Annotated in this window: 20 protein-coding genes and 1 other annotated feature; all 20 genes read right to left on the reverse strand. The window is 51.8% G+C overall.

What is annotated here, in order from left to right; translation table 11 throughout:
* Window positions 1-83: 83 nt before the first annotated feature.
* The 20 genes from PLA01S_RS00090 to hemC all read right to left on the reverse strand — a co-directional run bounded on the left by PLA01S_RS00090 (window position 84) and on the right by hemC (window position 22,934).
* A complete protein-coding gene (locus tag PLA01S_RS00090; protein ID WP_100540817.1) occupies window positions 84-947 on the reverse strand; it encodes a M50 family metallopeptidase in 864 nt (287 codons plus the stop codon).
* On the reverse strand, window positions 940-1,848 hold the full coding sequence (locus tag PLA01S_RS00095; protein WP_127589513.1) for a M23 family metallopeptidase: 909 nt from the start codon (window positions 1,846-1,848) through the stop codon (window positions 940-942). The genes PLA01S_RS00090 and PLA01S_RS00095 overlap by 8 nt, the downstream gene beginning before the upstream one ends.
* A gap of 170 nt (window positions 1,849-2,018) precedes the next feature.
* Window positions 2,019-2,813 (reverse strand): septum site-determining protein MinD, encoded by a 795-nt coding sequence (minD, locus tag PLA01S_RS00100; RefSeq protein WP_009594006.1) that lies wholly within the window; start codon window positions 2,811-2,813, stop codon window positions 2,019-2,021.
* A 3-nt stretch (window positions 2,814-2,816) separates the two neighbouring features.
* Window positions 2,817-3,479 carry a septum site-determining protein MinC gene (locus PLA01S_RS00105; protein WP_127589514.1) on the reverse strand — a complete coding sequence of 221 codons (663 nt, stop codon included), beginning with the start codon at window positions 3,477-3,479 and terminating at the stop codon, window positions 2,817-2,819.
* 83 nt (window positions 3,480-3,562) lie between these two features.
* Window positions 3,563-4,087, reverse strand: a complete 525-nt coding sequence (gene mreD / locus PLA01S_RS00110; protein WP_127589515.1) for a rod shape-determining protein MreD — start codon at window positions 4,085-4,087, stop codon at window positions 3,563-3,565.
* 1 nt (window position 4,088) lies between these two features.
* A complete protein-coding gene (gene mreC, locus PLA01S_RS00115) occupies window positions 4,089-4,964 on the reverse strand; it encodes a rod shape-determining protein MreC (RefSeq protein WP_127589516.1) in 876 nt (291 codons plus the stop codon).
* A gap of 56 nt (window positions 4,965-5,020) precedes the next feature.
* A complete protein-coding gene (locus tag PLA01S_RS00120) occupies window positions 5,021-6,055 on the reverse strand; it encodes a rod shape-determining protein (protein ID WP_009593998.1) in 1,035 nt (344 codons plus the stop codon).
* Between the two features lie 38 nt (window positions 6,056-6,093).
* Complete coding sequence (gene radC / locus PLA01S_RS00125; RefSeq protein WP_100540813.1) at window positions 6,094-6,783, reverse strand: RadC family protein; 690 nt, start codon at window positions 6,781-6,783, stop codon at window positions 6,094-6,096.
* Window positions 6,784-6,868: 85 nt separating this feature from the next.
* Window positions 6,869-7,480 (reverse strand): Maf family protein, encoded by a 612-nt coding sequence (locus PLA01S_RS00130; protein WP_127589517.1) that lies wholly within the window; start codon window positions 7,478-7,480, stop codon window positions 6,869-6,871.
* Between the two features lie 25 nt (window positions 7,481-7,505).
* Window positions 7,506-7,748 carry a DUF4321 domain-containing protein gene (locus PLA01S_RS00135; RefSeq protein ID WP_076323127.1) on the reverse strand — a complete coding sequence of 81 codons (243 nt, stop codon included), beginning with the start codon at window positions 7,746-7,748 and terminating at the stop codon, window positions 7,506-7,508.
* 127 nt (window positions 7,749-7,875) lie between these two features.
* The gene (locus tag PLA01S_RS00140; RefSeq protein ID WP_127589518.1) at window positions 7,876-9,267 is read right to left on the reverse strand and encodes an SPOR domain-containing protein; all 1,392 of its coding nucleotides are present in this window, start codon (window positions 9,265-9,267) and stop codon (window positions 7,876-7,878) included.
* A 216-nt stretch (window positions 9,268-9,483) separates the two neighbouring features.
* Entirely contained in the window at window positions 9,484-10,860 is a 1,377-nt protein-coding gene (gene murC / locus PLA01S_RS00145; protein ID WP_127589519.1) for a UDP-N-acetylmuramate--L-alanine ligase, read from the reverse strand.
* A gap of 6 nt (window positions 10,861-10,866) precedes the next feature.
* Window positions 10,867-12,264, reverse strand: coding sequence for a bifunctional folylpolyglutamate synthase/dihydrofolate synthase (locus PLA01S_RS00150; protein WP_127589520.1), 1,398 nt, complete (start codon window positions 12,262-12,264; stop codon window positions 10,867-10,869).
* Between the two features lie 7 nt (window positions 12,265-12,271).
* A complete protein-coding gene (locus PLA01S_RS00155) occupies window positions 12,272-14,941 on the reverse strand; it encodes a valine--tRNA ligase (protein ID WP_127589521.1) in 2,670 nt (889 codons plus the stop codon).
* Window positions 14,942-15,053: 112 nt separating this feature from the next.
* Window positions 15,054-15,353 (reverse strand) — a binding site (T-box leader).
* Window positions 15,354-15,603: 250 nt separating this feature from the next.
* Entirely contained in the window at window positions 15,604-16,962 is a 1,359-nt protein-coding gene (locus PLA01S_RS00160; protein ID WP_127589522.1) for a LysM peptidoglycan-binding domain-containing protein, read from the reverse strand.
* A gap of 139 nt (window positions 16,963-17,101) precedes the next feature.
* Window positions 17,102-18,034, reverse strand: a complete 933-nt coding sequence (locus PLA01S_RS00165) for an RluA family pseudouridine synthase (protein ID WP_127589523.1) — start codon at window positions 18,032-18,034, stop codon at window positions 17,102-17,104.
* Window positions 18,031-19,326: a glutamate-1-semialdehyde 2,1-aminomutase gene (hemL, locus tag PLA01S_RS00170; protein WP_127589524.1), complete on the reverse strand. Its 1,296-nt coding sequence runs from the start codon at window positions 19,324-19,326 to the stop codon at window positions 18,031-18,033. The genes PLA01S_RS00165 and hemL overlap by 4 nt, the downstream gene beginning before the upstream one ends.
* Window positions 19,327-19,362: 36 nt before the next feature.
* Window positions 19,363-20,361: a porphobilinogen synthase gene (gene hemB / locus PLA01S_RS00175; RefSeq protein ID WP_127589525.1), complete on the reverse strand. Its 999-nt coding sequence runs from the start codon at window positions 20,359-20,361 to the stop codon at window positions 19,363-19,365.
* Between the two features lie 55 nt (window positions 20,362-20,416).
* The gene (gene cobA, locus PLA01S_RS00180; protein ID WP_127589526.1) at window positions 20,417-21,973 is read right to left on the reverse strand and encodes a uroporphyrinogen-III C-methyltransferase; all 1,557 of its coding nucleotides are present in this window, start codon (window positions 21,971-21,973) and stop codon (window positions 20,417-20,419) included.
* A gap of 4 nt (window positions 21,974-21,977) precedes the next feature.
* Window positions 21,978-22,934: a hydroxymethylbilane synthase gene (gene hemC, locus PLA01S_RS00185; RefSeq protein ID WP_100540803.1), complete on the reverse strand. Its 957-nt coding sequence runs from the start codon at window positions 22,932-22,934 to the stop codon at window positions 21,978-21,980.
* Window positions 22,935-22,936: the final 2 nt, after the last annotated feature.

Genomic DNA, 22,936 nt, shown 5'->3' on the forward strand with positions numbered 1-22,936 from the left:
TTTTTATCCTAACACAATCTCAGATGATATGAATGGATAAAGAATCATGGCCCGCCCTGCGTCTTCCTCATGGTGTCTACGATTTACGCATACCAGGGCGGACCATTTGATGCAAAATAAGAAGAAATCACATGCTGCTCCGGAACGACGGCAAGCAGGCTGCCTCGTCCGCTCATGACATAAATCAGATGATACTTCTCTCGTTTAAATAGACGCATGATATCATCCAAAGGTTTCGAAGAATCTGCAACGATTGGCTGGGCAGGACCGAGTCCATCCAAATTCCGTTCATAAATCTCGCTCCGATTGACCAAAAATCTTAAGAATCGGTAATGCACATTCCGGTAGTCTTCAAAATTGGAATACGCTAAAAAGAGGCCGATCATCAGCACATTTAAACGAATACCGCCGCCGGAGAATAACGGCTGCAAGCCATACCCGATCATGATCAAACTGCACAAAATGCCTGCACGGGAAGCCCACAGCAAGGTCGCATGATAAGGGGCGAGCAGGCTGATGACGGCCTGCAGCACTTTGCCGCCGTCCAGCGGCAGAATCGGAAGAAGGTTAAACAGTGCAATGACGAGATTCCCCTGAATGATATAAGATAACAGCTGCTCGTCTCCCCACCCCGCCCATCTGCACGCCAGAGTAATGCCAATCATGATGACATTTTGCAGCGGACCCGCAAGCGCAATGATGATTTCCTTCATCGCGGTCATCCTGCCGTCATCTTCAATGACAGCAACGCCGCCGAACGGCAGCATCTGAATGGCTCGTACCTTGAACCCCATCGCTGCCGCTGCGGCGGCGTGTCCCAATTCATGAATAAACACGATAATAAACAGGGTCAGCAATTCTAAAAAGCGACCGGTGAATACAGAGGCCAGCATGACAATAACAAAGAGAGGATGCAGCGACAATACCGTTCCCTTAAACTTAATCAAACGGAATCACTTCCGCCGGATCGACACCTCGATCCCCCTCTTTCAGTTCGAAATAAAGGGAAGGCGGGCTGCCTGTGCCTGAAGATGCCAATGTGCCGATAATATCTCCACCTTGAACCCAATCGTTTACCTTAAGTCCCGTTTCTGCCAGCCTGCTGTATATCGCCGTTCTCTCTCCTGTATGCTGTATGAGAATGGTGATCCCATTCTCAGGATGTTCTTTAACCTCAAGCACGCGTCCGGTCTCTATACTCTTAACCGCTCGGTCTGCTAAAGAACCCCCTCCGGCTTCCAAAACGATGCCTTTAAGATCCACGGCAAAGGATTGGACGACCTTCCCGGAAAGCGGAGGCACTAAAGAAGTCCCGGCATTCACCTTCGTCGAGTGCTCGTCAGTTTGTCCAAAAATCGGAATAAAGGAAGGCGCGCTTCCAAAATGCTCCTCGTACCATACCTGGGCTGCCTGGAAATCCATCTCGTGGCTCAACCCTTCAACAATAAAAGCTTGCGTACGAAGAGCCCACGGCTGCTGAAACGAAAATACTCCCCATGCCAATCCAAACACCAGCGCGCTGACGATGATGCGGCGCACCAAGCCCGACAGGAACGAGGCTTTTCTTGGCGGTTCCCCTGGATCATCGGGATCCAGCGTACCATACCAACCGCGGTGGCCTTGCTTCCAAAGCCGCTCGGGATCCGGTTCACTCTCTGCAAGACGCGGGGATGGGTTCGCTCTGTGATCCTGTATGAAGCCTGTCTTTTGCAGATTGAGATGGGCAGGCTTTCTCTCGGGAACGGGCACCCATGACGTTTTATCATGCGGCGCCGGTGATTGTTCCCCTTCCAGCAGCTCGCGAATACGGGCTTCTCTTCGGTTCTTGACTGAAGTTTTGATGTCCATTGTTCTTTCCCCCTTGGGGCTTGTTTTCTTACTCTATCCTATGAGGAGATGAAAGATATTTAGAACAAGCCCTATTGAAGAGGCGAACAGAATGTATGCAGATCAGAACAGCGTTGAGTAAGTGTAAAAAGAACCGATGCCTACCGGCACCGGTTCTTTGTTAAAAGCCTTTAACCCATTCCAAAAAACTTTTTGAATTTGGTGAACATTCCTTTTTTCTGATGGATTTGCATCAGAGGAACGGTATCACCCAGGATACGACGGGCGATGTTTCTATAGGCGATGGCTGCCTGAGAGTCTGGATTCATCACCGTAGGCTCCCCAATGTTGGCCGCTTTAATGACCATTTCATCATCTGGCACGATACCGATCAGATCAATATTCAGCACCTGCAGCACATCTTCAATCTCCAGCATGTCGCCGGATTTTACCATGTTCGGGCGAATCCGGTTTACCACGAGCTTCGGAGACTCTACATGAGAGCTTTCCAGCAAGCCAATAATCCGATCCGCATCCCGCACGGCCGCATTCTCGGGCGTTGTAACCACAATCGCTTTATCTGCACCGGCAATGGCATTCTTAAATCCTTGCTCGATTCCAGCCGGACAATCGATAATGACGTATTCGAATTCCTTTTTCAATTCAAGCACGATATCTTTGACCTGCTCCGGAGAAACGGCATTCTTGTCCTTGGTCTGGGCTGCAGGAAGCATATACAGCTCATCGAAGCGCTTGTCCTTGATCAGCGCCTGGTTAAGTCGGCATCGCCCTTCTGCAACGTCGCACAAATCGTATATAATCCGGTTTTCCAGGCCCATCACGACATCCAAATTACGAAGACCGATGTCCGTATCAACCAGACACACTTTTTTTCCGAGCAGTGCCAAAGCTGTGCCGATGTTCGCCGATGTCGTCGTTTTACCGACTCCGCCTTTACCTGAAGTTACGACGATTGCCTCTCCCATGTTCTACACCCCTTTAAACACATTAAAATCCCGACCCAAACGTGAGATGTTGCTGATCTTATCGATCTCCATGCTTCCGTCCTTCAAATACGCAAACTCCATGACCGTTTCCCGCGTCTCCCATTCATCCGGCGGTCTGCTGATCATCTGGGAGATACGGAGCTGGGTAGGGGCAAAATACGAAGCCGCTATAATCGCTTCCTCGTTGCCCTCTACACCGGCGTGCGCGGTTCCGCGCAGAGCTCCCAATATGTAGATATCGCCGGTGCACGTTATGGTCCCGCCGGGATTCACATCGCCGAGGAACAAGAGATCGCCGTCATGATGCAGCACCTGTCCGGAACGCACCATCCCCGTCTTAAGCGTAAGCTTCTCCTCTGGTATGAGCTCGGACTCAAGCGGCGGCGATTCCACAGTACGTATCAGCAGGTTGCCCTTTTGCTTCAATATGTCAAGAATCGTCTGCTTCTCTTCTTCGGAAATTTTCCGGGAACCCAGCTTCACATCCACATGAATGATGGGGCCGGTCAATATATTCTGATGACTGTGCTCCAGCTTATAGCGCAGCTCGCTGAGCAACTCTTCCAGCTCACACTGGTCATCAAGCAGGAATACCAGGCCATCTTTGATGCCCTTAATCGTCACATGATTGGATTTTACAGCCATAAGCCTGTCCCTCCCATCCCTATACATTTCGCGCTCAAACCTTCAAGTTCCTGCTAGTCTAGTAAAATGTCATATTGGAGGGTTCAAGATGCCTTCCTTCTCTGATTCTTCGTAACCAACTCAATCTGCTTGCGAAGAGGAACGTAAATCGCCAGAGCAAAGGCAAAATGAACAAGGAGATTGGGTAGCATATGATGAAGCAGTGACCAATTATAAGAAGTCGGATTGAGTCGAAACACCTTATATATGCCAAAAAGCGTACTGTCAAACAACAAGCTCCCCAGAATGACAATGGTCATCATCATGGGCAGCGGCGCCCGCGGGGACTTGAAGACAAGCCCCACCAAATATGCGGATACGCCCATAGCAAACGAATAAGTGCCAATCATCTCGCCGTAATACACGATATCGTGAAGCATGCCGAATATAAGTCCGAGCACCAGCCCCGTGTGGCGATGATAATAAATCGATACAAAAAACAAGCAGACCAATACAAAATTGGGATAAATCTGAAGCTGCAGCGAGCTTGGCGTTAACCAGAAGACCACCGTGCCCTGCAGGATAAACAGCACGAACAGCAACAGGACCAGAATCTGTTTACGTGCCATCTTATTCCGGCTCCTCAGGCGTAAAGACGATGATCAGATATTTCCAGTCATCAAACTTGGCCGCTGGTCTAATCGTAGCTGTTCTGCTCTGGCCGTATTGGCTTGTTTGAACGCTTATGACTTCACCGATGATCATGCCTTGAGGAATAACGCCTCCATCACCTGATGAAACGATCTTATCTTCTTTCTTAATCGGATCATCTTCCGAAATCCGCGTCATGAGCAGCGTGTTGGTCTTCTCATCGTAGCTCTCGACGACGCCAAACGTTTTATCCTCTTTCCCGATGGCCGTTACCGAAATCGGCTGCGGATTCGGATCCTGGGCGTCCATCGTTGTCAACAGCTTCACCGTGGAGGTGAAATTACTTACGCTGCTAATGATGCCGACCATGCCGTCCACTGTCGTGACCGACATATTGGGGCGAACCCCATCGCGCTCGCCCAGATCGACGACAAGTGTCCGGTTATTCGGGTCCGAGTTGACACTTAGCACCTGGGCAGTACGGTATTCGTATTTGTAACGATTTTTCTGGTTCTCTGTAAAGCCCTGTAAATCTTGAAGCTTCTCGTAATTTGCTTTCATGTTATTGTAATTAGCGCTCTCTCGGGAGTATTGGGCTACGGCTCTCCGCAGCTCCTCATTTTCTTCATAGATCTCCTTCATGTTCCGTACATCTTCAAAGAAACCCGCTATATAGGCAGCGGGCTTATAAAACACACTTTGCACAAAACCGACCGTATCTTTGACAAATTTTTCAGGCCAAGATAAAGAAGCTCTCGGGCCGAGCGTAAATCCCATAATAGCGATAAACGCTACCAGCCCGATGAGCATAATAAACAAACGCTTATTGCCTAGCAGCTTAAACAGTTGCAACACCCTCTAACTTACTGTTTTCTCTCCCAACATTAGGGGTTTACACTTCTATTCGATTTCTACCGTTTGGAACGGACGGCAGAGCTGCTCCGGGATTTAAACAAATGAATGTTCTCGAGCGCTTTACCTGTGCCAATGGCTACGCAATCCAGCGGATTCTCCGCAACGATCACCGGCATGCCGGTCTCCTCAGCAAGCAGCTTGTCCAGGTTGCGAAGCAATGCGCCGCCTCCCGTAAGCACGATGCCCCGGTCCATAATATCCGCAGCAAGCTCCGGAGGACATTTCTCAAGCGTAACCTTAACGGCTTCAACAATCGCATTAATGGTATCTGCCAACGCTTCGCTAATCTCATCCGAAGTAATGGTAATTGTCTTCGGCAGACCCGTCACCAAATCACGGCCGCGAATTTCCATCGTTTCCACGGTCTCCAGCGGCATGGCGGAGCCGACTTCCATCTTAAGCAGCTCGGATGTGCGCTCACCGATCATCAAGTTATATTGACGTTTGATATAGGAGATAATAGATTCATCCATCTCATCGCCTGCAACGCGTACAGAGCGGCTGGTTACAATACCGCCAAGCGAAATGACCGCAACCTCGGTCGTACCTCCGCCGATGTCAACGACCATGCTGCCCGTAGGTTCCCACACAGGCAAATCGGCACCGATTGCAGCTGCAAAAGGCTCCTCGATCGTGTAAGCTTCGCGTGCTCCCGCTTGCTTGGTAGCATCTTCCACCGCACGCTGCTCTACCGCCGTAATGCCGGAAGGCACGCATACCATCACGTTCGGATGACGGGGGAATATGGAACGCTGCTTCTGTGCCTGACGAATAAAGTATTTAATCATCGTAGCTGTTGTATCAAAATCAGCGATGACGCCGTCTTTCATCGGACGAATGGCACGAATATTGCCTGGTGTGCGTCCAATCATTTTCTTAGCCGATTCTCCGACAGCTTCAATGCTCTTCGTATCTGTACGCAGAGCAACCACGGAAGGCTCTCTTACGACAATTCCTTTCCCACGAACATAAACCAGCGTATTTGCCGTCCCCAAATCGATTCCCAAATCTTTCGTAAAACCACCTAACATGATGTATCTCCCTTTCTTCGTCAATCTGAACTATTATATTACATCAAGCCCCGTTCCTTCAAACTTACAAACGATCCGTCCCCGATGATCAGATGATCCAGCACGTCGATCCCGACAATCTGTCCTGCCTCCACTAAACGTGCAGTCAGCGATATGTCTTCCGGGCTGGGCGTCGGATCTCCGCTAGGATGGTTATGCGCGCACACCAGGGATGCACTGCTGCATTTGATGGCCGCTCTGAACACCTCGCGGGGATGAACGATAGAAGCATTAAGGCTTCCCATCGATAACGTTTCCTGGGCAATGACATGATTTTTCGTATTTAAAAATACACAGACAAAATGCTCTTTCTGTAAATAGCGCATCTGTTCACTGAGCAGTTCTGCCGCGTCATGCGGACTGCGAATAATAACCGGCTCTACATGTCTCGATGCGGCTAAGCGCCGTCCAAGCTCGATGCCAGCCTTCAGCTGAACAGCCTTAGCGGTTCCAATTCCTTTGATTTTCGTAATTTCCTCAATGCTAAGATCAACGAGCTGCCGGATGCCGCCTGCTTCCCCCAGCAGCCGCTGGGCTATATGTACGGCAGATTCCTGGCGGGTTCCGGTCCGAAGCAATATCGCCAGCAATTCTGCATGGCTTAAAGCGCTCGCCCCATATTGCATCATGCGCTCTCTTGGTCGTTCATCATGGGGGATGTCGCGCAGCAATAGCGTTGGCGACTCCATATATTCCCCTCTTTTCTAAGATTTAAATCAGCAGGTCACCGAAACTTCAGGATACCCCTACATTTCGCAAGCCGTTGTTCTATATCTATGAATCGGTGAGTACATCCATCCCCATTTCAGACAGCATGTCCGACAGCAGAGAAAGCGGCAGGCCGACAACGTTAAAATAGTCGCCTTCGATTCCTTCCACGATGGTTGCACCCAAGCCTTGAATCGCATACGAGCCTGCTTTGTCAGCAGGTTCCCCGCTCTTTACATAAGCCGCGATCGCATCATCACTTAACGATTTCATCTTTACGGTTGTCACACGGTGAGCGACCTTGGTACGACCAGATTCCCGGTCGACACAAGCCACGCCCGTGTACACGAGGTGAGCCCGTCCTTGAAGCATGGACAACATCCTTGCCGCGTCAGCATGATCCTCCGGTTTCCCGAGGACATGATCATCTACGACCACAATCGTGTCGCTTCCCACAATGATACCATCTCCCGGATCATCCGTCAGCTTTCGGCGAACCGCTTCCGCTTTACGTAGTGCCAGTGACTCCACAATTCGCTCTGGCGACCACCCTTGCGGGGTGTCCTCGTCAGCTTCACTAGGCATAATCTCGAATGGGATACGAAGGGAGGCAATCAATTCCTGACGCCGAGGAGAGGTGGAGGCCAATATGATACGGCGGTTTCTCTTCTCATTCAAAGGGGATAATCTCCTTTGTCATGTCTTAGAGCCTGCGGTATAACCAAAGCGCTGCTATAATGCCAAGCAGACTGAGCAGGCAAAAGTTAAGTTCAAGGTTAATGTCATAACGAATAATGTCAAAATCAGCTCGAGGCGACCACTTAATCGGTGTAGTAGACGTTAAAAACGACAAAGCCTTAACAGGTTGAAGCGCCTTGGCCAGCCATGTTCCCGTCAGCCACCCCAGCAGCAAAAACAAGATGAGCATTCCTTTGTTTTTCTTCATGCATCCTCTTCCCTCGCCATATTTTGACACCCTAATTATTATACGGTGAATCGATAAGCAATACAAACAGAAATCCGGCAGGGGGAACTATTTCCAGTTCCGAGCCGGATTTGACGTAAATTTGAATTTATAGGCCATCCAGGAGTTTCTTTTGGCCCATGACATAGTTCATCATGCCCGTTTGAATCTCCCACAAATGCCCCTTGGATTGATTTTTGTTATATTCGGAGAGCGCTGTGATTGAACTGTTCATGGATTGCTCCATCGCCGGAAGCAAAGCCCCGGTCTCCGGACCCAAGCCGGCGGACAGCAGCTTCATCGATTGGATCCACTGCTGGTGCAGATTTGTGATCGTAGTCATACTCTCTGACGCCACCGCGCCCGCCTCCTGCTTCCCCAGCAGCGATGCCGACAGCGTACTCAACTCTGATACAAGCTGCCCGCTTATCGTAAAATAGTCCGTCAGCGTCTGCTCCTCGCCCGCAAAGACAGCTGACTCTATATCAGGCAGCGCGATTTCTCTTACGTATAATTCGACGCCTTCGGCCTTTAACTGATTGCTGAGCAGCTTGGCCTGCTCGCGATCCGGTGATATGCCCGCATACACCCGGTTCTCCTCATCCAAATCTCCGCCGGCGGCAATACCGGACTGCAGCAGCTCCCCTTTGGCCTGTTCTGCCCGTTCCGGCGTGCTGAACACACCGTACTGAAGCATATAAAAGACTTGACCCGGAATGCGTACTGTCGATTCAGTTAAATCGGGTGCGAGTGATGCTCCCGTTCCTCCGGATGAATCAGCCGGTGCTTGATTAACTGCATCATGGCTTTCAAGCTGCCCCGATGCAGGATCCTCACCTGCATTACCGCCGTTAAACATAGACAGCACCATATACCCAAACAGCAACCCCGTAACAACAGCCGCTGTCACGGACACAGCCATTTTCCAGAAGGAGGTAGGTTTGCGAGAGCGATAATAACTGTAATCATCAGCAGATGATTCATATAGATCCGACCCGGGGCCGAGATTCCAGTTGGAGTCATTCGCTTCGGGGTCCATTTTTCCGGAATACCCGTCATCATGAAGATCGTAAAGATCCTCACGCTCACGTAAATCGTCATATGTATCGGTATGATCAAGCCCGTCACCGAACGCCCCGTCATTGTGGACATGATCCAGACGCCGTCTTTCCTCAGCTAATCGCCCCTTGGACCGGTTTTGACGCGATGTTCCCCACTCATGACCGTTCACATCCCGGGTGTCCCCCTCATCCCGGAGCGGAGGAACGACGCGCAGATGATCATGTTGCATGCTGCTCCTATGCTCGAACGAAGTGCCCGCATCGGTAAACCGATCTGCCGTTGTGTCAAACTCGTCGAATACGAGATTGCGGTCATCGACTTGGCCATTGTGCTTTGCCGGATCTTTTTGATGCGAATCCCGTTCCTCACGCAGACGATCCTTGCGACTGTCTTTCGGCGGATCATGATCGAAACGAATCGTCATCCTTGCTTTATTCATATCCACACACCTCACTTGTCCTTCTACACCTAGCTATATGATCAAGCTTGGCAACTTATGAGTGTGCGTAAAACAAAACAAACAGGCTGATCAAGAAAGCATCTTGATCAGCCTGTTTTATACTTATCGATTCCGCTTGCTTTTCCTCCGTCCGAAAGACAAAAGCCCATGCGATCCCCTGCTGCAGCGAAGCAGCAAAGCATGCGCGCAATCCATTTACTTCTTGCCTTTAATAGACTCTGCTAAAGCAGCGCCGACTTTCCAAATATCGCCCGCCCCCATCGTGAGGACCAGATCGCCTTCTTTTACACGACCCTTGAGATCGTTCAGGACATCTTCTTTGGTAGGCAAATAGCGGGCACCGGCATTGCTGTTCTGGACAATCAGCTCCACCAGCTTACCGGAACTGATACCCTCGATCTGCTTCTCGCCGGCAGGCGAATAAATATCGGTGATGATCACCTCATCCGCTTCCCCGAACGCGCGGCTAAACGCATCTAGAAGGAAAAAGGTTCTCGAATACCGCTGCGGCTGGAATACGGCGATAATCCGTTTGCCTGTAGCTTTAGCGGCACTGATCGTAGCCTCGATCTCCGTCGGATGATGCGCATAGTCGTCAATGACCAGAATGCCTTCTGCTTCGCCCAGCACCTGGAAGCGGCGCTTAGCTCCGTTGAACTTGACAATGGCCTCGACAATCGCTTCAAACGAGATTCCGCCTTTCAAGCAGCATATCACCGTAGCCATGGCGTTGTAGACATTGTGTTTACCCGGTACGGACAGTTCCACGGTGCCCAGCTCCATGCCGTTATGAAGCATCTTAAAGCTGACGTGACGGTCGCCGAGCACCAGATTCGTTGCCGTATACTCCGCATCCGCATGAATGCCGTATGTGGTCACACTGCATTTTAGGTCAGGCAAAATAGCCTGGATGTTGTTATCGTCCGCGCAAACCACGGCCGTACCGTCTGCCTTGATCTGGCTGAGGAATTGTACGTAGGCCGCCTTAAGACGATTGAAATCCCCTTCGTAATTCTCCAAGTGATCGGCTTCGATATTCAGAACAACGCCCAGCCATGGATGGTATTGCAGGAATGAGCCGTCGCTCTCGTCGGCTTCGGCCACCACATGCTCACCTTCACCGGCTTTGGCATTCGTGCCAACGTTCATAATTTCCCCGCCGATGATAAATGTCGGATCGACGCCGCATTCTTCCATCACGAGCGCAATCATGGATGAAGTGGTTGTCTTGCCGTGCGCACCCGCTACGGCGACGCCTTTGCGTTCGTTCAAAAGACGTGCCAGCATCTGCGCACGGTGAAGGACAGGAATGTTCAGCTTCTCTGCTTCGACCCGCTCCACGTTGTCTTTGGACAATGCCGTGGAGTAAACCACAAGGTCAGCGCCCTTGACTTGCTCGGCAGTATGTCCGATGTATATTTTGGCGCCCTTGGCCGCCAGCTTTTCTGTCAATTCTTGCGATGCCACGTCAGAACCCGTGACTTTATAACCCATCTCCAGCATAACTCTTGCAATGGCGCTCATCCCGTAGCCGCCAATTCCTATAAAATGAACATGTTCCGATGTATTCAACAGATATCACCAACCTTTTTCAGAATCGGAAAGGCCCAGGAGGTTGGAACGCACGTCGGCAATCAGGTACAACGTGCCCGACACCACCCCAAGATCCTCCGCTTCCGTCCGTGACTTCAACTCTTCAAGTGCGTTTTTCCAATTTGGTTCTATGATGATTTGCAGTGTATGTTTGGCGTATTTCTCCCTTACCTGCTCTACGATGTCACCAAGCGCCTTGGCGTCCAGTTTCTTCCGGAAATCCGGTTCAGTCAGGATAAGCGTATCCACTATTGGCAGTATATGCTGCAAATACGATTCATGATGCTTATTTGCCAGCATTCCCATCATTAAGTTCAGTTTCCGATACTTATAGATCTGCGGCAAACTTTTGGCCAAGGTTTCAGCCCCTTCGGGGTTGTGCGCACCATCGAGAACAATCCGAGGGGAGGACTGCACTTGTTCCAGTCTTCCCGCCCAGAAAGTATCCTTAAACCCTGTACGCAATTCTTCTTCATCCACGATAAAAGCCATGTACTGGCGAAGCACTTCCAGCGTCATCATGGCAAGCGCGGCATTGGCACATTGGTGCTCGCCCTGCATTGAGATGTCCAGATCCATGTCCCGGAAAGGACCCTTAAAACGGAAAGTCTGGCTTTCTTCGTCCCCACGCAACCGCTCATAGGAGAATTGTTCATCTACGAGATACAAACTTGTACGGTTTTTTTCTACCGTTTGTTTCAGAATTTCGACAGCCTCAGGCTGAGTTACCGTGCTCACTACAGGGACTCCGGGCTTGATAATGCCGGCCTTCTCCGTGGCGATCTCCTGAATGGTATCACCCAGAACGTCGGTATGGTCCATTCCGATATTCGTGATCACCGAAATGATGGGATGAACGATATTGGTCACGTCAAGACGACCGCCAAGTCCCGTCTCCCACACCACCACGTCCGGATAAGATACCTCGCCATAATACAGGATCGCAAGGGCGGTGGACACCTCAAACATCGTTGGTGATCCGAGCCCGGAGCTCGCAACTTCGGCAACAAGCGGTTCTAAGCGATTCGCGAGCGCCAGCAGCGTCTCTTCCGGTATGTCTTCGCCGTTATACTGAAACCGATTGGTAAACTTCGTAATATAGGGGGACGTGTAGGTGCCAACCGTGAATCCCCCTTGAAGCAGAACCTTTGTTAAAAAAGCGCATGTGGAGCCTTTTCCATTCGTTCCGGCCACGTGAATAAATTTCAACCGCCGTTCCGGATGGCCCAGCAGCTCCATCAATCGCTGAATTCTATCCATGCCGGGGCGGATTCCAAACGGAATCAGCCCGTTGATCCAAGCTACCGCTTCTTCATAGGTATGGAACGGAGCTGCAGCTGCCGAATGATCAACCATCATTCTCACCTTCTGGTCCAGATTCATCTTGCCCTCAGCCTCTCAATTCTTCGATGCGCGCGATCACTTTACTGCGTTTGTCCGAGTAATCCGCAAGCTTCGCCCGTTCTTCTTCAATCACCTTTTCCGGTGCTTTCGATACGAAACCAGGATTGTTCAGCTTCTTCTCCACACGCTCGACTTCGCTGTTCAAGTGCTGAATTTCCTTCTCCAGACGTGTGATCTCCTGAGCGATATCGATCAACCCGGCAAGCGGCAGATACATTTCAACACCTGTAACCACAGCGGTCATCGCCTTATCCGGCGCCTCAAGCGCAAGGGAGGACTGATACTCCGACGTGTTGCAGAAGCGGCGAATATAATCCGCATTGCGATTGATAATGCCGGCAATTTGCCCGCTTACCGGCTTCAATTGCAGTTCCACTTTTTTGCTCATCGGTACGTTTACTTCCGCCCGGATGTTTCGTACAGCTCGGATGACATCCATCAGCAGGTTCATTTCGGTAACGGCTTCCGTATTCTCAAATTCCTCGTCATAGGTCGGCCATGAAGCCAACATCACCGTCTCGCCTTCATGCGGCAAATGCTGCCAGATCTCTTCGGAGATGAACGGCATGAACGGATGGATCAAACGCATCGTGCGGTCCAGTACATAGGCAAGCACCGACTGCGTCTTTTTCTTGGCCGCTTGATCCTCGCCATACAGGGACAGCTTGGCAAACTCAATATACCAGTCACACAGATCATCCCAGATAAAATTGTAGAGCAGTCGACCGGTTTCGCCAAATTCGTAGGCATCAATTAGACGCGTAATGTCGCGGGAAGTTTCGTTCAGACGATGCAAAATCCACCGGTCGGCCGTTCCCAGCTCTCCGGAAATGTCGATATCCGCCGCCGTGAAGCCCTCCAGGTTCATGAGCGCAAAGCGTGATGCATTCCAGATCTTGTTTGCGAAGTTACGCGCTTGCTCCACGCGTTCCCAGCGGAAACGAAGATCCTGGCCCGGCGTACTGCCGGTCGATATCATATACCGCATGGCATCTGCGCCATACTGTTCAATAACCTCAAGCGGGTCGATGCCGTTGCCGAGCGACTTGGACATCTTGCGGCCTTCGCTATCCCGGACCAGACCATGGATAAGCGTATCTTTGAACGGCATTTGATCCGTAAATTCAAGCCCTTGGAAAATCATCCGCGATACCCAGAACGGAATAATATCATAACCCGTTACGAGAACGCTTGTCGGATAATAACGTTTGAAATCCTCGCTGTCCAGATTCGGCCAGCCCATGGTCGAGAACGGCCACAATGCGGAGCTGAACCAAGTATCCAGCACATCCTCATCTTGTCTCAGATCGTCCTTGCCCAGCTTCGCGCGCGCTTCCTCTTCATTCATGGCAACAACCACTTCGCCCGTGGATTCGGAATACCAGGCCGGAATCCGGTGGCCCCACCACAATTGACGGGAAATACACCAATCGCGGACATTCTCCATCCAGTGCAGGTAGGTTCTCTCGAACCGGTCAGGCACGAAGTTAACGCCCTTGCCGGATTTCTGCGCATCCACGGCTGCTTCCGCAAGCGGCTGCATCTTAACGAACCATTGCGTGGACAGATAAGGCTCGACCACTGCGCCGGATCTTTCGCTATGGCCAACCTGATGGACATGATCTTCGATGCGGAGCAGTACGCCAGATTCCTTCATATCGTTTACGATCTGCTTGCGGCATTCTGCGCGGTCAAGACCCTGGTATTTGCCGGCAAACTCATTCATCGTTCCGGATTCATCCATCACGGTGATTTGCGGCAGATCATGTCTCAGACCCATCTCAAAGTCATTCGGATCATGCGCCGGCGTAATTTTAACCGCTCCGCTGCCGAAATCCTTCTCCACATACTCATCGGCAATTACCGGAATCTCGCGGCCGACAATAGGCAGGACCAATGTCTTGCCGATCATGTCTTTATAGCGTTCATCTTCCGGATGAACGGCTACCGCCGTATCGCCAAGCATGGTCTCCGGACGGGTGGTTGCTACAGTTATGGAGCCGCTGCCGTCTTTCAGCGGGTATTGCAAGTGATACAAATGGCCGTTGACCTCTTTGTACTCCACTTCAATATCGGACAACGCCGTACGAGCAGCCGGGTCCCAGTTGATGATGCGTTTTCCGCGATATATGAGCCCTTTATCGTAGAGCTTGACGAATACTTCCCGAACCGCTTCCGACAACCCCTCGTCGAGCGTGAAACGTTCTCTGGAGTAATCGAGGGACAGGCCGATCTTGGACCATTGGTCACGAATCGTATTCGCATATAGATCTTTCCATTCCCACACTTTCTCCAGGAATTTTTCACGTCCCAGATCGTATCGGGTAACGCCTTCTTCGCGAAGTTTCTGTTCGACCTTGGTTTGCGTGGCGATGCCCGCATGGTCAGAGCCCGGCAGCCACAGCGCATCATAGCCCTGCATCCGCTTTACGCGGATCAGGATATCCTGCAGCGTAAAGTCAAGGGCATGGCCGATATGAAGCATTCCCGTAACGTTTGGTGGAGGAATAACAATCGTGTACGGCTCCGCGTCCGGTCGTTTGCCAGCTTCAAAAAAGCCGCCTTCCTTCCAGTACGGATACCATTTTTGTTCGGCTGCCTTCGGATCATACGTCGTCGGCATTTCTAACTGGGATTGGTTTTGTTTTTGATCCATATTTTCGTACCTCCGATACTGTTAATCAGTTTTGCCAACCCGAAATGTTTTAGCCTCCGGGCGTGGCCATGGATATCCATGTTTGGCATGAAACAAAAAAAGCCCTTCGTCCTCAAAGGACGAAAGACTGTTCTCTCGCGGTACCACCTTTGTTTCGTGCTTACATGATTCATCCATCGTGTCCTCCCATGAAGAACATGAAAGGCTTACGATCAAGCACGACACTTTACGCAGATAACGGCTGCGGCCGGCGAACTCTAACCAGGGTAGCAATTGATCCCTACTCTGTCTCAAGTCCGCAACTCCGGGGCGACTTCGGCAAGCTGGTTCCTGCGGAATCTCACAGCGCTTTGATAGCAATTCCGCTCTCTGAAGGCCATACCTTCCTACTCTTCCCGTTCAACGTTGTTCTAGCTTATGAAATACCTGTACATATTCTATTCAAATATACCGTGGTTGTTGCATATAGTCAATATTTCGAGTGTTTCCGAACGATTTAGACATCATACCTGTCGATCCAAATAAATCTTATACGTTGTGAAAAGAAGCCCCAGCTCGTCCCATCCCTCTCTTCTCCTAACCAAATCCCCGCCAAACAAAAAGCAGGCCAAGGATTTCCTACCTTGACCTGCTTGTTCTTACGCGATGGCTCCCCCCACCGATTACTGGGGAATGTATAATACCTGGCCTTCTTCCACATTCTGCTCGGACATGCGGTTGTATAACAAAAGCTCTCGCGGCGTCAGTTGATAACGCTCGGCTATCACGTCAAGTGTCTCCTCACGCTGAACAATGCACATCCGTACCTTGCGGAACGGCGTTTCCTCGCGGCGGTTGCCCAGGAACAGACTCTTCCATTCCACATCCTCGGCCGATGCGGAATCCACCGATTCTTCGATTGCCTCTTCCTCGTCTCGAGCAGCTTGATCCTGATCCTGAACCGTTCTGCTCGATTGAAGCAAAGAAGAGAAGCCTACACCCGATGTGCTGTTTGTGCTGCTGTTCTTCGTGTTGAAGGCCACCTTTAACTCCGGCTTGGTCGGAACCTCTTCGGCTTTAACGGAAACCTCCTCCGTTATATCATCAATATTCTCCGAAGGCACTGCTTCCTCAGCAAAAACAGGCTGGATCTCCTCCGTTTCCGATGATTCCAGTACCGGTACGGCTTCAACTTCTTCGCCCTTACGCTCAATGACACCCGGGAAACCGGCTGCTGGATCTTCCGGTTCCGGATCCGGCTGGGCGGCTGCCCGTTCGAATTGCCATACACTTGGAATCGACGGCTCAACTGTCTGAGCTTCCGTCTCGTTATGTAAGGCATATTCGACCGTATCCCGGGCTTCAGGCGCACTTGATATGCTTATGGTGCTGTCGGAGTCCTGTGAATCCCGTGTTTGGTTCTCGTACTGTGCCCAGGATGCCAGATACTGCTGCGTGCGCGCATCCGTCTCCGACTCTTGGGCTTTGGGCTGAGCCTCGTTGAAGAAAGAAGGTGAAGCCGAGTTAGCATCTGCATGAACTCCGCCGCCATGAAGCTGGTCATACGGGTTGGCTGCGAACTGCTGCTCTCCGTTCGAATAAAAATCATTCGCTTCAGGAGCATGTACCACTGTGAATTCCTCATTGGCCCATACTTGGTCACGGGCTCCCGGAGCTGCCGCCTGAATTCCTTTGAGCGACAGAACCCCTGTAATGTTCAAGCTGCGCTTGGATAACAAATCCACGTCAAAATTCTCGATCTCGACGGCGATGTCATCCAATGATGATACCCGGTTCAGCGGGACCGTGATTTCGACCGGAATCCAGTGTTCGAGCGGCTCCGTCTCTCCTGCTTCGGTGTCACCTTTATACAGGCCTGCAAGAAGCAGATGACCCCGAAGCGTGGCCTGGTCCTGCTGGCTGATCACCTGAATATGCGGGATCAACTCCGCCTCTTCCAATTCTTCGATTCCCGGCAAATCTTCCGTTAAATTAATACGCTCGTAAATATCGAACCGCAATCCGTAGGACTGGTCAAACACGGGAATGTCCTCCTTTTTGGCATATACTATCCGTGATCTGTTATCACGGCATGAGCCTAAGTTTTGCCACTCAATTTATCTATATGCCGAAAATAGGAGAGCATGACTTTTTTGCGATTTGTGCGTGAAAGTTACAGGTTCATTCAGGATTTTGCAAGTATTTCTTATCGGTCAGAGCCTCTATGATCCGCTCTCTTAACTCCATCATATCCTGAGGCCAAGGCGCATTCACCTCAATCCTCTCACCCGAGAGAGGATGAATAAACAACAGACGCTCGCCATGCAGCGCTTGGCGCGGAAACACCCCTGGTCCTCCGTACAAGGAATCTCCCAGAAGAGGATGTCCCATATGACTTAGATGTACCCGGATCTGATGCGTACGGCCGGTTTCCAGGCGAATGTGCAGCAGGCTGGCTTTGGGATACACCTCAGATGAGAGAATATGCGTGATCGCAGCCTGCCCGGTTAATGAAACCCTCCGGCGGCTTGCATGATAGCGGTCTTTGCCTATCGGCAGATCAATTCTCCTCAGATCCTGCGAGACCCTTCCCTGAACGATAGCCGCGTACATCCGGACGATCTTCTTCTCCCGCATGTCCTCGTCAAGCTTGAGCTGCGCATATTCATTCTTGGCGTACAGTACGGGACCGGTTGTATCCTTATCCAGCCGATGAATATGCCGGACTGCCGTATGAATTCCTTCGGCTTCGTAATATGCGGCTACCACATGATTCAGTGTCGTCTCCCGGCTCTCGTTGTCCGGATGGACCGCCATGCCGGCCGGTTTGTTCACGACCAGGCAGAAATCGTCCTCGTACAATACATCAAGCTCCTGCCATCTCGGTTCAATGCCGTAATCCCGATAAGGAAAAAGGACCAGCCGAAGCCGGTCCCCTCTCCATTGTATCCCCTGTTCATGATGAAGCTTGCGATACAGCTTCTCGGGCATACCGACCGTTTCCATAAGCCACTTGGCAGCGGCCTCGTTCCGATCCGGCTGACTAAGCAGCGCCTTGCCCGGCGTCATCTCCAGCCATTCGCCGCGTTTGCTCCAATTGCCCCCGTAGCTCATAGGCTCTTGAAGGCGTTGTAGTTGGCTTCGATGGTAGCATCGATATCTTCCACCGTATGAGCTCCCGAGATGAACATGCCCTCGAACTGGGAAGGAGGTACGCTGACTCCCTCTTGAACCATCGCTGCAAAATATCGACGGAAACGATCCAGATCACTAGTCTTGGCCGTATCGAAATTGACGACCGGCGTATTCGTGAAGAAAGGACATACCATGGACCCGATCCGATTGATCGTAAGCGGGATACCGAATTCTTGAGCGTTACGCTCAAATCCCGCCTGAAGGCGGGCTCCCCGTTCCTCCAGCTGTTCATAAACGGCAGGCGTCAACAGCTTCAGGGTGGTGTAGCCGGCCGCCATGGCGAGCGGATTTCCGCTTAACGTTCCTGCTTGATAGATCGGCCCTGCCGGAGCAATCTGATCCATCAGCTCACGCTTGCCTCCATAAGCACCGACTGGCAGACCACCGCCGATCACCTTGCCAAGGCATGTCAAATCCGGCGTAACGCCATAACGTCCTTGCGCGCAGTTCAGGTCAACGCGGAATCCGGTCATCACCTCGTCAAAAATAAGCACGCTGCCATAATCAGAAGTGACCTTGCGAAGACCTTCCAGGAATCCTGGCTGCGGCGGAACCACGCCCATATTGCCTGCCACGGGCTCAACAATTACCGCTGCAATTTCTTCGCCGAACCGCTCGAAGGCAAGCTGTACCGACTCCAGGTCGTTATAAGGAACCGCAATGGTGTTGGAAGCCACGCTTTCAGGGACACCCGGACTATCGGGAAGCCCAAGCGTTGCGATCCCCGATCCCGCCTTGATCAGAAGGCTGTCGGCGTGACCGTGATAGGAGCCCTCGAATTTGATGATTTTGCTGCGTCCGGTATAACCGCGCGCGAGGCGGATAGCGCTCATGGTAGCTTCCGTGCCGGAATTCACCATCCGCACGACCTCGATCGACGGTACGCGCTCGCAGACGAGCTTCGCCATCTTCGTTTCCAATAGGGTTGGCGCGCCGAAGCTGGTCCCCTTGGCAGCCGTCTCCTGAAGCGCTTCAACGACCTCAGGGTGCGCGTGGCCCATAATTAGCGGTCCCCAGGAACCTACGTAATCGATAAAGCTGTTGCCATCGATATCATACACCCGGCTGCCTTCTCCGCGATCGATATAAATCGGGGTTAGTCCCACGGATTTAAACGCACGTACCGGGCTGTTAACGCCGCCGGGAATATATAACTTCGCTTCTTCAAAAGCAGAACGCGACAAATCTTCTTTTCGCAAATCTTGGCTCATCGTATGCACTCCTAACTCTTTCATCGTTAATGGTTACTAGCCGCGCATCCAGCGTGCTGCGTCCTTCGAGAAATACGTAATGATAATGTCAGCACCGGCACGCTTCATCCCGGTCAGCAGCTCCATCACAATCGCCTGCTCACTGATCCATCCCTGCTGAGCAGCCGCTTTAATCATGGAATACTCACCACTCACGTTGTATGCAACAATCGGAAGATCAAACTGGTCTCTCAGCAAACGGACAACGTCCAGGTAAGCCATCGCCGGTTTCACCATCAGCATATCGGCGCCTTCCAGCACGTCCGTCTCCGCCTCGCGAAGCGCCTCTCTCACATTGGCTGGATCCATCTGATAGGTTTTACGGTCACCGAACTGCGGAGCAGAATCGGCAGCTTCACGGAAGGGTCCGTAAAAGGCCGAAGCGTACTTGACCGAGTAAGACATAATCGGCACGTTATAAAACCCGGCTTCATCCAGTCCAGAACGAATGGCTTGGACAAAACCGTCCATCATATTGGAAGGTGCGATGATATCGGCTCCCGCTTTCGCCTGGGATACCGCCGTGCGAACGAGCAGCTCCAGCGACTCGTCGTTCAAGACGTCGCCGCAGGTGTGACCGTCGCGCTCGAAGGTATGCACCATGCCGCAGTGGCCGTGGTCGGTAAATTCGCACAGGCACGTATCAGCAATCGCCAGAAGATCGGGATGCCACGACTTGATGAGACGGGTAGCCTCTTGAACAATCCCGTCATCGGCAAAACCGGATGTGCCCACGCTGTCTTTGGTCTCAGGAATTCCGAACAGGAGCACAGCTGGAATGCCTAGACTTACGATTTCGTCTACTTCCTCTTTCAAGGTGTCGAGCGAAAAGTGATAGACGCCCGGCATGGAGGAAATTTCGGATTTCACACCACTGCCATAGGTAACGAAGATCGGCTGAACCAGATCCTCCGTATGAAGCACGGTCTCGCGGACCATGCTGCGAATGCCGGCATTTTGACGCAGCCGACGATGGCGTACGATTGGAAAACTCATGACGTGTACCTCCAGATGATGTCATTTTTGATCATGTATTTAAAAGATAAGGATATTATGGCGCAACACGGCGTGGATCGTTCTCATTCCAAATGCACAAGGCCTTCACCAGACTGTCGACCGTCGATTCCTCGGCGAGGAGAGATACGTGCAGACCGGCTTCCTCAGCCGTCTGCGCGGTCAAAGGTCCGATGCAAGCAATCGTCGATCCTTTCAACAGTTCGGCTGGATCTGCCACGCCCATCCCCTTCAGCACCTTCAGCAGATTCGTAACGGTAGAGGAACTGGTAAACGTAACCGCGTGAATGCCGCCATCTTGAAGCAGCTTCAGCAGCTCATCATCATCCTCGCCGCACAGCACGTTCTCATAGATCACGGCTTCCGTCACGTGCAGTCCCATTTCCGTCAGCTTCTCCGGCAGCCACTTGCGTGCCAGATCGCCGCGAGGCAGCAGCACGCGCTGGCCCGGCTGGAGCTCTGAACCGTAAGCATCGATAAGGCCTTCCGCCTGGTAACGCTCCTTAATAGCCTCGGCGGATATACCGTAATTACCAAGAGCATCGGCTGTTGCGGGGCCGACCGCGACGATGCGGGCCGAGGCCAAGGAGCGAATATCGTGCCCACTCTCCTTCAGGTGGCGGAAAAAGAATTCGACTCCGTTCACGCTGGTGAAGAACACCCAGTCATACGTACTCAGCTTGTCCAGCGCTTGTTGAATTCCGGCAAGCATCTCCTCCTTCGAAGGCATGACGGTTTCGATGACAGGAAACTCATATGGCTCTCCGCCCAGCTCCTCGATTTGGGATACCAATGCACTGGCCTGGCTTCGGGCCCTCGTGACCAGAATCCGTTTACCGAACAGAGGCAGCCGCTCTGCCCACTTCAGGTGCTCCCGCTGAAGCACCACCTGTCCGACTACGATAACGGCAGGCGGCTGAAAATCAGCTGCCTTGACTCTGTCCTCGATATCCGCCAGCGTTCCCGTCAGCGTATCCTGCTCCGCCCGGGTTCCCCATCGAATAAGAGCCACCGGGGTTTCCGGCGGTCTGCCATGCTTGATCAGTTGACGACTGATATAGCCGATCTTGGCCACACCCATCATAAAAATCAAAGTTCCCGTTGCATTGGTCACCTTATCCCATTGAATCATCCGATCCAGCTTTTCAGGACTTTCATGGCCGGTAATTATAGATAAAGACGAAGCATGGTCACGATGCGTCACCGGAATCCCGGCATAAGCGGGAACACTGATCGCCGAGGTGATCCCCGGCACAATCTCGTACATGATGCCATGACGATACAACAGCTCCGCTTCTTCGCCCACTCTACCGAAGATGGTTGGATCGCCGCCCTTTAAACGGACGACCGTCTTGTCTTCCAAAGCATAATCAACCAGCAGCTGATTGATCTGCTCCTGTTTCATCGTATGCCGATCCGGGAGCTTGCCTACATAGACCTTCTCGGCTCCGGACTTCATCCACCGCAGCAGCCGAGGGCTGGCTAATCGGTCATACACCACGACATCCGCTTTTTCAATGCATTCCTTGCCTTTAATCGTAATCAGGCGTGCATCGCCCGGTCCTGCTCCCACCAAATAAACCTTGCCTGCCATCCCCTCAACCCCTAACTTGTGCCAGTATCTTCTCCGCTCCTTTAGCCTTCAGCTTTGCAGCCACTTCCACTCCGAGCGATTCAGGGTCGGTTCCTTCGGCGCTTTCCTTCAATACGATTTCGCCATCAGGAGAGCCTACCATTCCTGTTAATTGTATAACGTTTTGTTCTCCGCGGGAATCTCCGGCATCCACATTCTTCAGGACAGCGTAAGCCCCGATCGGCACCTGGCATCCTCCGTTCAGCTCGCTTAAAAACTTGCGTTCAGCCGCAACGGTTCGTGCAGTAACCTCATCATTATAAAGAGAGAGCAAATGCAGCAGCTCTGCATCGTTTTCGCGGCATTCAATACCGAGTGCACCTTGGCCAACGGCAGGAAGGCTAATTTCAATCGGCAAGTACGACGTGATCCGGTCTTCCCAGCCCATGCGCTGAAGACCGGCGGTCGCCAGAATGATGGCCTGAAATTCACCGTCTTCCATTTTGCGAATTCGTGAATCGATGTTCCCCCTAATCCACTCGATCTGCAGATCCGGCCGGTAGGCCTTGAGCTGACTGGACCGGCGCAGACTGCTTGTCCCCACCTTGGCACCCGCAGGAAGGTCATCGAGCGTTGTCCCTTCTTTGGAGATCAAGCAATCCCGAGGATCCTTTCTTGCCGGCACCGCGCCGGACACCAAACCTTCGGGCAGAACAGAAGGCATGTCCTTCATGCTATGAACCGCCATATCAATCTCCCCGTCCATCATCGCCTGCTCGATTTCTTTGACAAACAATCCTTTGCCGCCTACTTTGGAGAGAGTCACATCCAATATACGGTCGCCCTTGGTGACGATTTTTTTGACGGTGAAGTCATAGTCCAGACCGTGCTCCTTGGCTAAACGCTTTAAATCATCGATAACCTGTCCTGTCTGTGTCAGTGCCAGAGCACTTTGTCTACTGCCAACTACGATTGTGCGCATCT

Origin of the sequence: Paenibacillus lautus NBRC 15380, from assembly GCF_004000945.1 — a bacterium.
GTDB lineage: Bacteria > Bacillota > Bacilli > Paenibacillales > Paenibacillaceae > Paenibacillus_AQ > Paenibacillus_AQ lautus.

Coding starts and splice junctions, on each gene's coding strand:
- mreD (WP_127589515.1), bottom strand. CDS start 4,087: ATGGCACGTAAACAGATTCTGGTCCTGTTGCTGTTCGTGCTGTTTATC.
- radC (WP_100540813.1), bottom strand. CDS start 6,783: ATGGAGTCGCCAACGCTATTGCTGCGCGACATCCCCCATGATGAACGA.
- PLA01S_RS00155 (WP_127589521.1), bottom strand. CDS start 14,941: ATGGATCAAAAACAAAACCAATCCCAGTTAGAAATGCCGACGACGTAT.
- PLA01S_RS00135 (WP_076323127.1), bottom strand. CDS start 7,748: ATGAAGAAAAACAAAGGAATGCTCATCTTGTTTTTGCTGCTGGGGTGG.
- PLA01S_RS00095 (WP_127589513.1), bottom strand. CDS start 1,848: ATGGACATCAAAACTTCAGTCAAGAACCGAAGAGAAGCCCGTATTCGC.
- minD (WP_009594006.1), bottom strand. CDS start 2,813: ATGGGAGAGGCAATCGTCGTAACTTCAGGTAAAGGCGGAGTCGGTAAA.
- hemL (WP_127589524.1), bottom strand. CDS start 19,326: ATGAGCCAAGATTTGCGAAAAGAAGATTTGTCGCGTTCTGCTTTTGAA.
- hemC (WP_100540803.1), bottom strand. CDS start 22,934: ATGCGCACAATCGTAGTTGGCAGTAGACAAAGTGCTCTGGCACTGACA.
- PLA01S_RS00105 (WP_127589514.1), bottom strand. CDS start 3,479: ATGGCTGTAAAATCCAATCATGTGACGATTAAGGGCATCAAAGATGGC.
- cobA (WP_127589526.1), bottom strand. CDS start 21,973: ATGGCAGGCAAGGTTTATTTGGTGGGAGCAGGACCGGGCGATGCACGC.
- PLA01S_RS00120 (WP_009593998.1), bottom strand. CDS start 6,055: ATGTTAGGTGGTTTTACGAAAGATTTGGGAATCGATTTGGGGACGGCA.
- hemB (WP_127589525.1), bottom strand. CDS start 20,361: ATGAGTTTTCCAATCGTACGCCATCGTCGGCTGCGTCAAAATGCCGGC.
- PLA01S_RS00165 (WP_127589523.1), bottom strand. CDS start 18,034: ATGAGCTACGGGGGCAATTGGAGCAAACGCGGCGAATGGCTGGAGATG.
- PLA01S_RS00150 (WP_127589520.1), bottom strand. CDS start 12,264: ATGAATCTGGACCAGAAGGTGAGAATGATGGTTGATCATTCGGCAGCT.
- PLA01S_RS00140 (WP_127589518.1), bottom strand. CDS start 9,267: ATGAATAAAGCAAGGATGACGATTCGTTTCGATCATGATCCGCCGAAA.